The 14,009-nt window shown below is 57.0% G+C and carries 8 protein-coding genes; 5 read left to right on the top strand and 3 right to left on the bottom strand.

Translation table 11 applies throughout. The features are described 5' to 3' along the window. The first annotated feature begins 59 nt into the window (after positions 1–59). Genes H144_RS0115270 through H144_RS0115255 form a run of 4 tightly spaced genes read left to right on the top strand, consistent with a single transcriptional unit; the run spans position 60 to position 4,642 of the window. Entirely contained in the window at positions 60–842 is a 783-nt protein-coding gene (locus H144_RS0115270) for a hypothetical protein (protein WP_063826404.1), read from the top strand. Beyond that, entirely contained in the window at positions 835–3,624 is a 2,790-nt protein-coding gene (locus H144_RS0115265; RefSeq protein ID WP_229207914.1) for a hypothetical protein, read from the top strand. Before H144_RS0115270 ends, H144_RS0115265 begins: the two co-directional genes overlap by 8 nt. Further along, positions 3,621–4,166, top strand: coding sequence for a hypothetical protein (locus tag H144_RS0115260; RefSeq protein WP_019942951.1), 546 nt, complete (start codon positions 3,621–3,623; stop codon positions 4,164–4,166). The genes H144_RS0115265 and H144_RS0115260 overlap by 4 nt, the downstream gene beginning before the upstream one ends. Then, a complete protein-coding gene (locus H144_RS0115255) occupies positions 4,166–4,642 on the top strand; it encodes a hypothetical protein (RefSeq protein ID WP_019942950.1) in 477 nt (158 codons plus the stop codon). The genes H144_RS0115260 and H144_RS0115255 overlap by 1 nt, the downstream gene beginning before the upstream one ends. 2 nt (positions 4,643–4,644) lie before the next feature. Here the strand turns inward: H144_RS0115255 and H144_RS0115250 are convergent, their stop codons facing one another. From H144_RS0115250 to H144_RS0115240, 3 genes are all read right to left on the bottom strand, one after another. After that, positions 4,645–5,493: an alpha/beta fold hydrolase gene (locus tag H144_RS0115250; protein ID WP_019942949.1), complete on the bottom strand. Its 849-nt coding sequence runs from the start codon at positions 5,491–5,493 to the stop codon at positions 4,645–4,647. After that, entirely contained in the window at positions 5,493–6,032 is a 540-nt protein-coding gene (locus tag H144_RS31970) for a DinB family protein (RefSeq protein ID WP_033402864.1), read from the bottom strand. The genes H144_RS0115250 and H144_RS31970 overlap by 1 nt, the downstream gene beginning before the upstream one ends. 137 nt (positions 6,033–6,169) lie before the next feature. Then, positions 6,170–10,093, bottom strand: coding sequence for a hybrid sensor histidine kinase/response regulator transcription factor (locus H144_RS0115240; RefSeq protein WP_169409400.1), 3,924 nt, complete (start codon positions 10,091–10,093; stop codon positions 6,170–6,172). Positions 10,094–10,240: 147 nt separating this feature from the next. On the opposite strand from H144_RS0115240, the gene H144_RS0115235 reads away from it, so the two are divergent. Continuing rightward, positions 10,241–13,888 carry a right-handed parallel beta-helix repeat-containing protein gene (locus tag H144_RS0115235; RefSeq protein WP_157504740.1) on the top strand — a complete coding sequence of 1,216 codons (3,648 nt, stop codon included), beginning with the start codon at positions 10,241–10,243 and terminating at the stop codon, positions 13,886–13,888. Positions 13,889–14,009 lie beyond the last annotated feature (121 nt).

Raw genomic sequence — 14,009 nt, 5'->3', positions numbered from 1 at the left:
CAAAGCTCCGGCCGGCGGCCGAAAAACCCGGCCGGCAGCTTGCTTACACTTGACACACGATGAAATTTTCTGCCCTACTCAGCCTGACACTGCTTTTGCCCGCTTACCTCCGGGCATCCGTGGTGATCTTGAACGGATTGACACACAACCACAGCATTTCCGCCGCCGACATGAAGGTCCAGGGGGCAATCAAAGTCAAAAATGAGGGCGGAAAAGACTCCCGTATACTGGTATACCGTCAGGACCTCGTTTCACCGTGCGACCAGCAGGCCGCCTACCCGGAAGCGGGCAGCCATGCGAGGTCGCTGGGAGCGGCATTGAAGACGAATATCGACGAGCGGGTGATCGCCACCAACGAGGAATACGACGTGCGCTACACGATCGACGCAGATCCGAAGCGCCTGCCGGGCACCTACTGGGAGGTGATTATGGTCGAAGTGGCTGATCCTGTGCGAGAAGAAGCGCACCAGGGCATCCAGGTCAATTCCAAGGTACGCTATGCCATTCAGGTGATCGTGGACATCGGGCCGGTGGAAGGGCCGCCGCTGTCTTATGAGAAGGTTGCCTACGAGAAGGTTTCTGCCGAGCAGTCCGTTTTGAAAGTGATTTTGAAAAACAACGGCTTCTACGGCGCGCGTACGAACGTGATCCTTGAAATTTACGACAGCGCCGGTAACAAGCTCAAAACGACGCAACCCAATACCCGGATGCTCTATCCGGGCAATTGCAGCACGTTCGAGATTCCCGTTACCGAGGTACCGAAAGGCAAATACGACTGCGTGATCATCGCCGACACGAAGAAAGACCTGTTCGGCTCGAATATTTCCTTACAGGTTGAATAATCCTCCCGTACCATTGTACCGGCTTTCATTCATATTGCTGCTGATGATCGGCCTGAACGGCTATGGGCAATCGCCGATAACCGTCAGCGTAGCCAATGCGCCGGGCGTCGGCACGCCTGGCGTCGGCACGCCGGGCGTCGGTACGCCGGGCGTCGGCACGCCGGACACCATCGTTCCCGGCGGCCATATCACGTTGTTTTTTGACATCAAGTCCTCCTCATTCCTACCAGATTCGCTGCGGGAAGACATACAGCTGCCTGAAAAATGGCGGCTGCTTTCCCAGCGAAAACCTGCCAGAACCCATTCCGACAAAAGTATCCGCTATTTCTATGTCATCGCCACCCCGGCCGCGTGCATGTCGGGCGACTACCTGGTTACTTTCCGCGTGAATACGGCCGGCCAGCAGCTTACCGCCCAGGTACCGGTATCGATCCGGCAGGTCCGCAAAATGGAGCTGTTTGTAACTACCCAGCCCGAATTTACCCGCGAAGGCGACACCCTTCGCCTCACCTACCTGATCCGCAATTCGGGCAACCATCCCGAGACGTTCCGCCTGAAATCCGACCACGGAACAGTGGAAAACACACCCGACACCCTTACCCTCGAACCCGGCGCCGGCATGAACGTGACCGTCGCGCAGGTGATCCCATTTACGGACAACAATGCATGGCAGGCCGCGTCGAACCTATCGGTACTGATGACCGGCGGCGAAGAGCCCGTGTATTCCGTAACCAGCATACCCGTTTTTTCCTCCAAAATCAGAAAGATCGACCGCTACTTCCGCTTTCCTGTGGAAGTAGGCGGTGCGTATCTGTCGTACCGTTACGGCGGCAGGCAGGTGACGGCCTACCAGTACCAGGCCACCGGCAAGGGTTTCGTCGACCAGAAAGACCGCCATTACATCGACTTCACCCTTCGCGGGCCCAACCAGTTTGTATTCCCGGCCGTGGGCACTTACGACCAGTATTCATTGGATTATGCCTACAAGAAACGCCTGTTCATTTCCGCGGGCGACTATGTTTTGCAGCTTAACAACCTCATGGAATTCGGCCGCTTCGGGCGCGGGCTGCGTGTGGAGCAGCAATTCAGCAAACTGGCCTACACGGTATTTTACCAGAAAGCGCGGTTTTTCATGAACCAGAAGGATTCGTACGGTGGGAAATTGATGTTCAAATTCAGTGAAGCCGCTAATATCGGCGTGCATTATGCGTCCAAGGATGTGGTTTTTCACAACCGGCGTTTCTGGTCGCATATGGCGGGCCTCGCGTCGCAGGTACACACGAAGGAATTCAACTTGGAAACCGAGATTAGCGCCGGGCAGGCCGCCGGCAAAACCGACATGGGCGCATTCCTGCGGCTGCAACTGACCAAAAAATGGATCAGCGTCACGAGCAATGTCATTTACGCGGGCAAGCATTTTTATGGTTTTTACAACAATAGCCGCCTGTTCAACAACAATATCGGCTTCAACATCACCCGCAAGCTCACGATTGGCGCGAGTAACAATTTCTCCGATGTAAACCCGAGCCTGGACGCTAACTTGTACAGCGTGTCGCCCAAAGACCGCTCCTACATGGCCTACGCCTCCTACCAGCCCGACCAGCGCAACCGTTTTTTTCTTTTCTACTCTACGGGCGAGCGCAAGGACAGGCAGGAACCGGCATCGTTCCATTACTCGGAGAATTTCAGCAACATTTCCTATAACCTCACGGCCAAAAAGTTTACGCTCTTTTACCAGGGCCGCTATGGGTATTCCAAAAATCACCTCGCGCCCGATAACGACGGCCGTAACGAGTCGTTCTCGAACCTCGCCCAGCCGGCGGTGCGGCTGTTTCCGTGGTTCTGGCTCGGCGGGTATTTCGAGCACCAGCATACGAGCAAGTTTTCGAACGCAGGCATCGTGGAAAACCTTTTTTTCTATGGCGGCAACGCCCGATTGAATGTCAAACGGAACCTGTACGCGAGCCTGATGTACCGCAACAACTACGCGCCCGACGAGCTTTACGTGCGACGCAGCTTCCTCGACGCGTCGGTGGTACTGGATTTGAAAAGACACGTTTTCTCCTTCTCCGGAGGCCGTTCCTACATTCCGAATATTTCAAATACCGAACAGAATACGCTTTTTTTCCAGGTCAAATATGCATTGCGCCTCAATGTGCCGCTGGGCCGGAAGAAAAATATCGGCACCGTCCGCGGCAGGCTGACGGGCTTCGGTTACCGCAAGCAGGGCAACCTGATCCAGCTCGGCAGCCACAAGTTCATGACCGACAGCACCGGCATGTTCTCATTCGAAGGCGTTGCGCCCGACCGCTACTACCTCAGCATTACGCAGAACGAATCGGGTGCCGAAGGCGTGGTGCCGCTCACGAAAATGCCGATGCTCCTGGACGTCCGCCCCGACAGTGCGCAGACGATCGAAATACCGCTCACCCGGACCGGCGGCGTGACGGGCCGGATCGAATTTTTAAAGGGAAAACAAAACGGGATCGCGTCGGCATTGAGCGAGAGGCCGGTGGTCCTCGTAAAACTGAATGGCGAGGGCGGCAGCTACATCACCGAACTGAACGACAAGGGCGAGTTCTCCTTCCGCGAAGTAAGGCCCGGCAACTGGGAAATTTCAGTATTCATCCCCGGCAGCCAGGACCGGTTTGTAGTAGAAGATGCGAGCCGCCAGCTTACCCTGGAAACCGATAAAACGCTCGATCTCACCTTTAAAGTCAGGCCAAATGAGAAGCGTATTCATTTTTCGGAAAGAAGTTTTGAAGTATCTGTAAAAAAATGAGGGGTTTGGTATTCATATGCGGGATGTTACTGGGGCTGGCTTCGCAAGCGCAGACGGTCGGGAACGTGGACGTGAGCCTCACGATGCCGTCGGTAGCGCTGGTGGACATCCTGCCGTCGGCCGCCAACGGCGTGACCCTGCAAATGACCGCGCCTACCGAAGCAGGCAATACCGTGGGTACGGGCACTTCCAACCAGAGCAACTGGCTGATATTCACCTCCGCCGTCGCCACGGGCGCGTCGCGGAGCATCAAGGGCGATATCGTGGGCACACTACCTGCCGGCATCCGGCTGCGGCTCGATGTAGCCGCTTATGTGGGTACGGGACAGGGGTTTACCGGCGGCAACAGCTACGTGACGGCCAACAAATACCTCACCAATGTGCCGGTGAGTTTTATCGACAATATCAAAGGTGCCTACACCGGCATTACCTACGGGAGCAGCGGGTTCAAACTCACCTATTCCCTTGAAATACAGAATTATGCCAACATTCGCAGCGGCACCTCGAATGTGACGGTCCGCTACACTATGGTCGACAACTGATGAAGCACTGGATCATTTCCTGCCTGGCATGCCTGGCCGCATTCACCGCATCCGCACAAACGTTCGTGATCAACAGCGGCACGTCGTGGTCGATCCCGTCATTGGCTTCAACCATTACCAAGGCCGGCAAAAACTACGAGCACATCGAAACCAGCAGCGCGTCGCAAACCCTGGTGAAAGTAAACGCCCTCCTCGGCTGGACCGTAACGGCACATTTGAGCAGTACTTCCAACTGGGATTCGGCGCTGAAACTATCCGTCCAGCGCACCGGCAACGGCACGGGCATCGCCATCCTCTCCGGCGGCACGACCTACATCCAGCTCACAAGCACGCCCCAGACATTCTTCACCGGCCTGCTCAACCTCACCGCCCACCGCGACAACATCCCCATTCAATACAAAATCGAAGGATTGTCCGTGACATTGCCCGTCAAGACGTACACGACTACGGTGACTTACACGATTTCGGGGTTGTGACCTTACTCCAACTTTCCGGCCCCGCTGAAAGCCCGGAACGGCCTTTTGAAAAATTCCATGGTAACCCTGTTGAAATCCATGCTGTAATGTACCAGTGTGGAATGACCTGAGTTGGGCAGAATCCAGAGGTAGGATTTTGGAATGGCGCGGGCGATCAGGACGGTGTGTTCGGGAAGGATTACGTCGTGGTCGCCGCCGATGATGAGGGACGGGCATTGCACGCCGCGGAGCTGTTCCAGCGTAATGTGCGGCTGGACGGCCATCAGGTGCACAAGTTTCTTCTCGTTGCGCCGGGCCGGGTCGCTGGCTTTCGTGGCGAGGTCGGCATCCCACCCGAGGATCGCTTTGTACATCCACGGGTCGAGCGCCGTGGAATCCGGCCAGAGGTTGGCACCGGTAGCGGCCAGCTTGCGGACCTTTTCCGGGTGGCGCAAGGCAAGCAGCAATGCATTAATGCCCCCGTCGCTCCATCCCACTACGTTGCACGAGTCTATTTTCAGGTGTTCGAGCAATGCGTGGGTGTCGTCGGCCATCATTTCGTAGGAAAGCGAATCGCCGGCGTCCGCCGAACGGCCCTGTGCCCGGCTGTCGAGCAGGATCACCTTATATGATTGTGCAAATGCCCGGAGCTGGTGTTTGAAATCGCGCATGGAGCCGCCGTTGCCGTGGATAAACAGCACAGGCTCTCCGGCCCCATACACCTCGTAATACAATTTCACACCCCTCAACGCGGCAAAACGGCCCGCTTTCGGGTTGCGGCCGAGTAATGCGGTATCCGGCCTGATCTGCGCGGAAGCCGTTCCGCAGGCCAGCCAGGCCAGCAGCACCAGTAGTTTCAGTTTGTTTCCCATCAGGTTTGAGGCTCGTACCGGCCAAATGTACGTTCCAGAAACGCCTCGATCCTAGCTTTTTGCCGCAAATGATGCCTGAAATGCATTTCGGAAAATTGAAACCATTCTTCCGCACCCAGGTAATGCAGGCCCGGATGCTTTGCTTTTCCGTGAAACAGGCTCGTGGCGATCAGCCGGTCCGTTTCGATCACAAGCGTTTTCAAGCGGCAGAGACGGTCTATCAAAAACTGCTTGCAATCGGGCTGGCGAACGTACGCATTCGTCGCGGGACCTTCGATGATCTCGTCCGGAAAAGCGTTATTACGCAGCATGGTTTTCGCTGCCGAAGTAGCATCTTCCATCGCATAGTCGTTCGACGCGAGGCAGATTTTGATCTGGTTGAAATGGAAATCCGCCTCGTCGAGCATATGCATGTACACCTGCCCGAGCGACCATGCGCCAGGCCCCGGCTGGGCCAGCAGCCGCGCGATGTCGTACGGTTCCAGCGCCAGCAGCCAGTTGTCGATCGTATTGTGATAATCTTTAACCCGCGTATTCATTGAAGTGCTTAATTGGATATACAAACCTAAAATGAATCCCGGTGAAAATGCGAGGGGTTTAGTGACAATCAGCGGTGGCATTTGCGCCAAATGCTGCCGGGCAACCCGCGCCGGCCGGAGGATAATCGGCATCGTGATCAGGAAATACCGCTCGCCGCAAACTCGCGGGGCGTCATGCGGTACAGGTCGCGAAAGCATTTTGCGAAATAGGACAGGTTATCGAACCCCACGGCATAGGCCGCTTCCGAGACAGCCATTCCCTTGGAGAGCAACGCGGCTGCTTTTTTCAGCCGGTAGTTGCGGATCAGCTCCACAGCCGACAGGTCCGTGATCGCTTTCAGCTTCCGGTTCAGGCTGCTGTTGCTCATTCCGATCTCCCGGATCAGCTCCGTCACACCGAATTCCGGGTTTTCGAGTCGGGTATCGAGGATATGGTAGAGTTTAATCAAAAAAGGATCAGTGGCGTCGGCAACGTCGGAGGATAGTGCCCCGGGCGTCGTGAACTGCGCACGGAGCCGCTCGTACGTGCGCGCCTGCCTGTCGAGCAGGTTACGGATGCGCAGGCGCAACTCGGGCAGGTGAAACGGCTTGGTAATGTAGTCGTCAGCCCCCAGTTCGAGGCCTTCCACCCGGCTTTCCAGCGCCGATTTGGCCGTGAGCAGCACCACGGGAATGTGGCTCGTTTCGAGGCTGGATTTAATGTATCGACAAAAGGCATAACCATCCATGACCGGCATCATCACATCGCTGATGATGAGGTCGGGCATGGTATCGGAGGCCATTTCAATGCCCTCCCGGCCGTTTTGCGCCGTGTAAAACCGGTAATTTGCTGCAAGGCTCTCGGCAATGAACCCGGAAAGGCCCGCATTGTCCTCCACCAATAATATTTTTGGTAAAACATGGCTATTCCCGTCGGGAATATGCCCGTTTTGATGGCCGTTCAATAACGAAACATCCGGCTCCTGCGCCGCAGCCGGCTCGCCTTCGCGGTAAGGTAGCACCACGGTAAATACCGTATCAAACTCATTCACATCGGTTTGAACAGAAACCTTTCCATCCTGCAATGCCACCAGCTCTTTCACAATCGCCAGCCCGATACCCGTTCCTTCCTGGTAACCGGTCGATTGCCCCGCCTGGTAAAAGCGGTCGAAAATATGCGGCAGCTGTGCAGCGGGAATGCGGGTACCGGTGTTCGCCACGACGATTTCGATGCCGCCCGGCTCATTCGCGTTCAGCTGCACGGCTATTCTCCCACCCTCGTTAGCAAACTTGACCGCATTCGACAGCAGGTTGTTCAAGATCCTTTCCAGCTTCTCGTGATCAAACCAGAAGTAATTGTTTTTCAAATTATTATCAAAAACCAGCCGGATATTCCGTGCCTCCGCCGCCAGCTGGAAAGGCTGGACCAGGTCGAACACAAAACCGCCCGTATCACCCCAGGCGGCATCCACGCGGGCCGTCCCGGCTTCGAGCTTCGAAAGGTCGAGCAGCTGGTTGATCAGTCCCAGCAGCTGGCGCGCATTGCGCTGGATGAGCGACAGCCGCCTATCGTCCTTTTCGGGCCGGGGTTCTTCCAGCATTTGCCCGGCGGGGCCGAGGATCAGCGTCAGCGGTGTCCTGAATTCGTGGGTAATGTTGGAAAAAAACTGTGTTTTCATCCGGTCCAGCTCCCGCAGCTGCCGCGCCTCCCGCGTTCTGACATACACATTCACCAGCCCGAAAACCCCTCCCGCAAAGGCCAGTGCGTAGAGGGTGCACGCCCACCAGGTTCGCCACCAGGGCGGGTGGATGCGGATATGCAGCGTCCGCACGTCCGGGCTCCATACCCCCATCGTATTGGACGCATTGAGCCGTAAAATATAGCTTCCCGGCCGCAGGTCGGTGTATTTCGTCGCCGGCGTTTCCGTTTCGATCCATTGCGCATCCACCCCTTCGAGCTGGTATCGGTACAGGATCTGGTCGCTGCGGTTGTATTGCATCGCCGCGAAATCGATCGTCAGGAAGTTTTGCCAATATGCCAGATCGAGGTTTTGAATGGCGGCAATCGGTGCTTCGCCTGCCGCCGTCCGGGGTGTCAGCGGCTCGTTGTTGATCGCAATGCCGGTAATATGCACCGGCGGCCGGTAGGTGTCCGCGTTCGACTGCCGCGAATCGAAAGCGGTAATGCCCTCCATTCCACCCAGGAACATCCGTCCATCGGGCAGCGCGAGCACATGAAACCGGTTGAACTCGTCGGCCATCAGGCCGTCCTCGCGGGTGTAGGTACGCGTGCGAAGGGTCTGGCGGTTTACCTGCGACAGCCCCTGGTTGGTGGCCACCCACACATTTCCCACGCGGTCGGGAATGGCGGCGTAGATCACATTGTTGGGCAGGCCGTTTTGTTTCGAAAGCTGCTTGCTCAGCCCCGTTCGCCTGTCGAACCGGCAGAGGCCGCTGCCGAAAGTCCCTACCCAGAGCAGGTTATCGTCCATCGGATCGGCGAAAAGGCAGTAGAGTTTATCGCCCGCCAGTGCGCCCGGACGCCCATCTGCACCGAACCGCGTGATTTTTCCGGAAACCTTATCCATGCGGTAAAGCCCTCGTAATGTCGTCGCCACCCATACGAACTGCCGATCCACGACGATCTGGTGAATGCCCGACTCGATCGTCGGCCGCACCGGGTGCGGAAAGCGCGTCCACGTGCCATTTCGGTAGGAAAACAGCAGACTATCATACATCGCCCACATGCGGCCGTCGGGGTCTTTGGCGAGGTTAACAGCCAGCTCCGAGCGTTTGATATCCTCGATCTCCACCGGAAACGGCAGCGGTGTAATGCTCCGGGTAACGAGATCGAGCTCATACAGGGGCGTCCTGCCCGCGCTGAACCAAATTTTCCGCGGACTTTCGAAGGCATAGCGGAAGTTGTAGGAAAACAGGTCGGCAGGTAACCGGTCTATGGCCGCCTGCGGCACGTCCAGGAAATGCCGCAACAGGTCGGGAATGAAGCCTTTGGCATAGGCAAATGTTTGAAAATAGCCTGCCCGGAGGTTGTATTTGCGGATGCCCTGGCCGTTGGTACCTGCCCAAAGGACGTCGGAACGGTCGATCAGCAAGCTTTTGAATTCGACATTCTCCTGGGTCGAAAACAGGGCGAGGCTGTCGTTGGCCCCGAACCGGTAGAGCGTGTTCATCCTGAAAAAATAGACATTTCCCTTGCTGTCGGTCACGATCGGGTGGCGGTACTGCGCCTTCGTGTCGAATGGCAGCGGGAAATTGCGGCACTGCCCGGAGGCGGGTTCCAGCAATGCCATTGCGTTGTCGGAGAGCAGCAGCAGGCGGCCGTCTTTCAGCTCGTGCAGCGCCCTTACCTGCGGCGCGACGGACGCGAACGCGGGTGCATTCGAGTGGTATTTCAGAAAATGGCGGCCGCCATTTTTTAGCACAAATAGCCCGCGGTTGGTACCGGCCCAGATGTTCCCTGCCCTGTCTTCGCTCACAAACCGCACATGCGCATGCCCGATGCCGGCCGAATCTTCCGCGGCGGCATCGTACTGCGTTATTTTCTGGGTTTTCAAATCAATGGAAGCGAGGCCGCTGCCGTCCGACATCAGCCAGAGCCTGTTCCGGCGGTCGGGCAGCATATTGCGGAGGAAGCGTTGGCCGAAATGCTGCTGATAGAATGCCTGCTTTGAAAAGTTGAAGAACGTCTCTTTCTGCGGATCGAAAAGGTCGATCTGTCCCTGGTCGGTCGTGATCCAGATTTGCCCGTTTTCCGCAGGCATCAGGTTGTCAAGGCCCAGCGACGACAACGATACTTCCTGCGAATCCGACGGTTGGAATACCCTGAAATGGCGGCCGTCGAACCGGCACAGGCCGTCGCGGGTGGCGAGCCAGATAAACCCCTCCCTGTCCTGCAAAATGGCCGGTACAAAGCCCTGCGGTAATCCCTGTTTGGCGGCGATCGTTTCGGGTACCGGCTCGCCGGGCACCTGCGCAAAGACGGGTGATAACACGCACAACCAGGCTGCCATCCAATGCAGCAGATACAGGGTTACCGGGCGGATCATGTAGAATTTCTTCAAATGGGCACGTTTCAAGCCTAATTTACGATAAAACGGTCTTCGGTGACGAAATTTGAATAGTTTCTGCTTAAAAATTGACAATCCTCCCCGCCCCGTACCGCTCATATTGCAGGCCTTAACCGAATTCTCACCATTCCGGCCAAAGCTATGAAGACAAAACTACTACTACCCTGTTTCACACTGTGTTGCGCACTGCTGTTGGCTACAATCGCCCGTTCGGCGGTGATTTACAACCACACTTTCCCTAACAGCAACTTCAATAACCCGACGTCCATCAATGCCAACCTGACCAGTGCATGGACGGGCATCGGCGACCAGCCCTATTCTTTCAGCTACGACGGCAACAATGCGATGGCACTTCTGGCGCATAACCACGTGTATGTGCTCACGATCACGATCAAGGAAGGCTACCAGGTGGAACTGACCAGCATCGTTTTCTCCCGGTTCTCGTCTGACAATGCAACGTTCCAGGTCCTTGTCGACGGCGTCAATTACGGGGCGTCATTCTCGTCCAATACGAGCATGACACCCATCACCCGCACCAAAACCGTTTCCAAACTGCGGAATACCATGCAGATCAGGATTGCGGTGACCAATAGCACGACGCCCAACAACAACTATTCGGCGATCGATAACTTCACCCTCAACGGGTCGGTCACGAGCTACGATCCGGCGGCCGAAGCGAAGCCCGACGGTAACGGCATTTTGTATGTAGATGGCGGCGTGAACATCGCAGGTGACGGCAGCAGCTGGAACAGTCCGCTCAAACGCATGTACTTCGCCACCCGGGCCGCAGCATTGAACCCTAACATCAAGCAAGTATGGGTCGTGAACGGCGAGTACAAGCCCGAAGCTGCCAATACGCCTTTTACACTCACCGACGGCGTTGCCTATTACGGCGGATTTGAAGGCTATGAAGAAGAGCTGCGCGAAAGGTCGATCACCAACCCGTCGGTGCTGGCCGGTCTGGGAGGTGCCGTGATCACCGTCTCCGGCGCGGGGCCTACTACCCGGCTGGATGGCTTCCTCGTGACGGGCGGCACAGGCCAGTCCGTCAGCGGTGAACGGCGGGGCGGGGCTTTGCATGCGACCAGCTCTTCGCTCGTGATCGCCAACTGCACATTCGGCGAGAATGCGACCGACCCTTCGGCCAGCGCAGGCAAGGGCGGCGCGATTTACCTCCTCAATTCCAGCCCGCTGATCGTCCAATGCCTTTTCGCCGGAAATTCGGCAAAGGGCACCGGTTCTGGACGTGGCGGCGCGATTTTTCTCGACAACTCGTCGCCCGTCATCCGCAATTGTACTTTTTCTGCCAATGAAGTGGGGGGTAATGCTGCGGCAGGCAATGGTGGCGCCATCTATGCCCTCGCAGGCTCGTCGCCGGTGATCGAAAACACCATTATCTGGAACAATGCCGACGCAGCCTCTCCGGGCGGTGTCAGCAGCGTGGGCGGCGCGGGCACACCGGCAGCCTCCTATTCGATCATCCAGGGTGGCTTCACCGGCACCAGCATCCTGGACAGCGATCCGCAATTCACAAACCCGGCGGAGTCCAATTTCGTACAACGCAAAGGCAGCCCGGCCACGAATGCGGGCAATCCCGCTACGGACATCTCGGTTTTTCCCAAAAACCCGGACGACACGCCCATCGGACTAGATGGTAACCGGCGCCTCACCAGCCAGGCCATCGACCTCGGGCCGTATGAAGTGACACCGAGCGTGATCTGGTACGTGAATGCAGCGAGCACCCTGCCCGACCCTTCCGGCGATACCTGGGCGAATGCATTGGGCAGCCTCGGCGCCGCGCTCAATCTCGCGTCCGAAGGGGATCAGATATGGGTAGCCCGCGGGGAATACGAAAACAGCAATCAGCTGAGCTTCATCCACGGCGTGAAAATCTACGGCAGCTTCCTGGGAACGGAAACGGCGCTCGACCAGCGCCCGTTGCCCATCGCACACGGAGACCCGGCAACGGCAACCGTGCTGATGTCCAACGTGGGACCATTTATCGACAACTCTTACAATGACCTGACGCGCGACGACGTATTCGACGGATTTACCATTACGGGCGTCTTCGGGATCAATGGCGGGGCCATCCGGAACGTCAGCGCATCGCCTACCATCGCCAACTGTGCCTTTTTGAATAATTATGGGGAAAATGGGGCCGCTATTTATAATGAAAGTGCTTCACCAATGATCGTGAATACACTATTCCGGAGCAATAGCGCAAGTTTCGGCGGCGGAAGCGGCGGCGCCATCGCGAACAGGGACGGCTCCAACGTCGTGCTGATCAACTGCCTGCTTGCCGGTAACTCGGCAGGCCAGTTTGGCGGGGCTATTTACAATGACGGCTCGACGCTGACACTGCTCAACTGTACCGTGACAGGCAATTCCCAGGCTTTCCAGGGGGCGATCGTCAGCACGTATGGCACATTAATCCTCCGTAACACCATTGTTTACGGGAACGGCAGCGGCATCAATAGCCAGGAAAACGCCAATTCGATCACATACAGCCTGGTGGAAGGCATGAATGCCAGCGACGCCGACCATAACCTCGACGGCACCACCAACCCGCAGTTCGCCGGCACAGACAACTGGACGCTCCTGCCATGCTCTCCGGCCATTAACCGCGGCAGCAACGATGCCCTGCCCGACGTGCCGGTGCTCACCACCGACCTGGCCAGCCAGGCCCGCATTTACAATGTCCAGACCGATATGGGGGCTTATGAAATGCAATCCGTTCCCGGCGCAGGCACATTACCCGCCAGCGGCGAGCAGGCAACACTACCCGTGTACGCAGGCGCGACAGCCATTACCAGCAATTGCAAAACCTTCGGGCTCATCGAGCCTACGGGTACGCCGGGCGCGCTGGGCAATGTGACGGTAAAAACGTTCCTCGCTACCGGCAACACGGTATCGGAAGGTACCAAGGTGTTCGTCAAACGGCATTACGACATCTCTCCGTCCGGCACCGACGGCCCGGCGAAAGTGACATTATATTTCTCCAAACAGGACTTCGACACTTACAACCAGGCATACGGCAACGCCAACAATGCCACCTTACCCGCCAACCTGAAAGTGGTACAATACCACGGTACCAGCCCGTACGGCTTCCCAGGCACTTACTCGGGGCCTACGCAACTGATCACGAACGTAACGGTGACCCCAAGCGAAGACCAGACGATGTACCTTGTAACCTTTCCGGTGACAGGTTTCAGCGGCTTCTTCGTCACCGGCCAGCCCGAATCGGCGCTACCCGTTACGCTCGTGTCCTTTCAGGCCAGAAAACGCGAAAACCAGGCCTACCTGCAATGGCAAACCAGCTCGGAATTCAACAGCTCGCATTTCAATGTAGAACGGAGCCGCGACGGCCGGCTATGGGAGCAGTTGGGCTATGTGCAGGCGCAGGGCGGGCAATCCGTCAAAACCGACTATTCCTACACCGACGCCCTCCCGATGGCCGGCACGAACATGTACCGCCTCAAAATGATCGACCGCGCCGAAAATGGTGAAGAAGGCAGCTTCGCTTACAGCCGCATCGTCACCCTCGATTTCGGTGCGGAAGCGCCTACATTGTATCCGAACCCGGCCGTTTCCACCGTGCATTTGAAAGGCATTCCGGCTGGCGACGTGCGCACGGCCAGCATCCTCGATCTGTGGGGCACGAACCTCGGCACGCAGCCCGTTCGGAACGGCGCTATGGAAGTCTCCGGGCTCAAACCCGGGTCGTACACAGTAGAGATAGTGCGCACCAATGGTGAGAAGGTGCTTTTCAGGCTCGCCGTTGCCAAATAGCGGGCATTGAAAAAGTCGGCCGTCCTGGCGGATGTTTAAAGGCTGACAGCTATCTTACAGCGGGAGACCGGTGAAATGGCAACCATTTCGCGGCTCCCGCTTACTATATATCCTGTTACCC

The sequence above is a fragment of the Dyadobacter beijingensis DSM 21582 genome (assembly GCF_000382205.1).
GTDB classification, from domain to species: Bacteria; Bacteroidota; Bacteroidia; order Cytophagales; family Spirosomataceae; genus Dyadobacter; species Dyadobacter beijingensis.
Note: the sequence above shows the minus strand (reverse complement) of the source record. Positions and strands in the feature narration are given on the sequence as shown.

Excerpts from the sequence above, each read along its gene's own strand:
- H144_RS0115250 (WP_019942949.1), bottom strand. The coding sequence starts at position 5,493 with ATGGGAAACAAACTGAAACTACTGGTGCTGCTGGCCTGGCTGGCCTGC.
- H144_RS0115270 (WP_063826404.1), top strand. The coding sequence starts at position 60 with ATGAAATTTTCTGCCCTACTCAGCCTGACACTGCTTTTGCCCGCTTAC.
- H144_RS0115235 (WP_157504740.1), top strand. The coding sequence starts at position 10,241 with ATGAAGACAAAACTACTACTACCCTGTTTCACACTGTGTTGCGCACTG.
- H144_RS31970 (WP_033402864.1), bottom strand. The coding sequence starts at position 6,032 with ATGAATACGCGGGTTAAAGATTATCACAATACGATCGACAACTGGCTG.
- H144_RS0115260 (WP_019942951.1), top strand. The coding sequence starts at position 3,621 with ATGAGGGGTTTGGTATTCATATGCGGGATGTTACTGGGGCTGGCTTCG.
- H144_RS0115255 (WP_019942950.1), top strand. The coding sequence starts at position 4,166 with ATGAAGCACTGGATCATTTCCTGCCTGGCATGCCTGGCCGCATTCACC.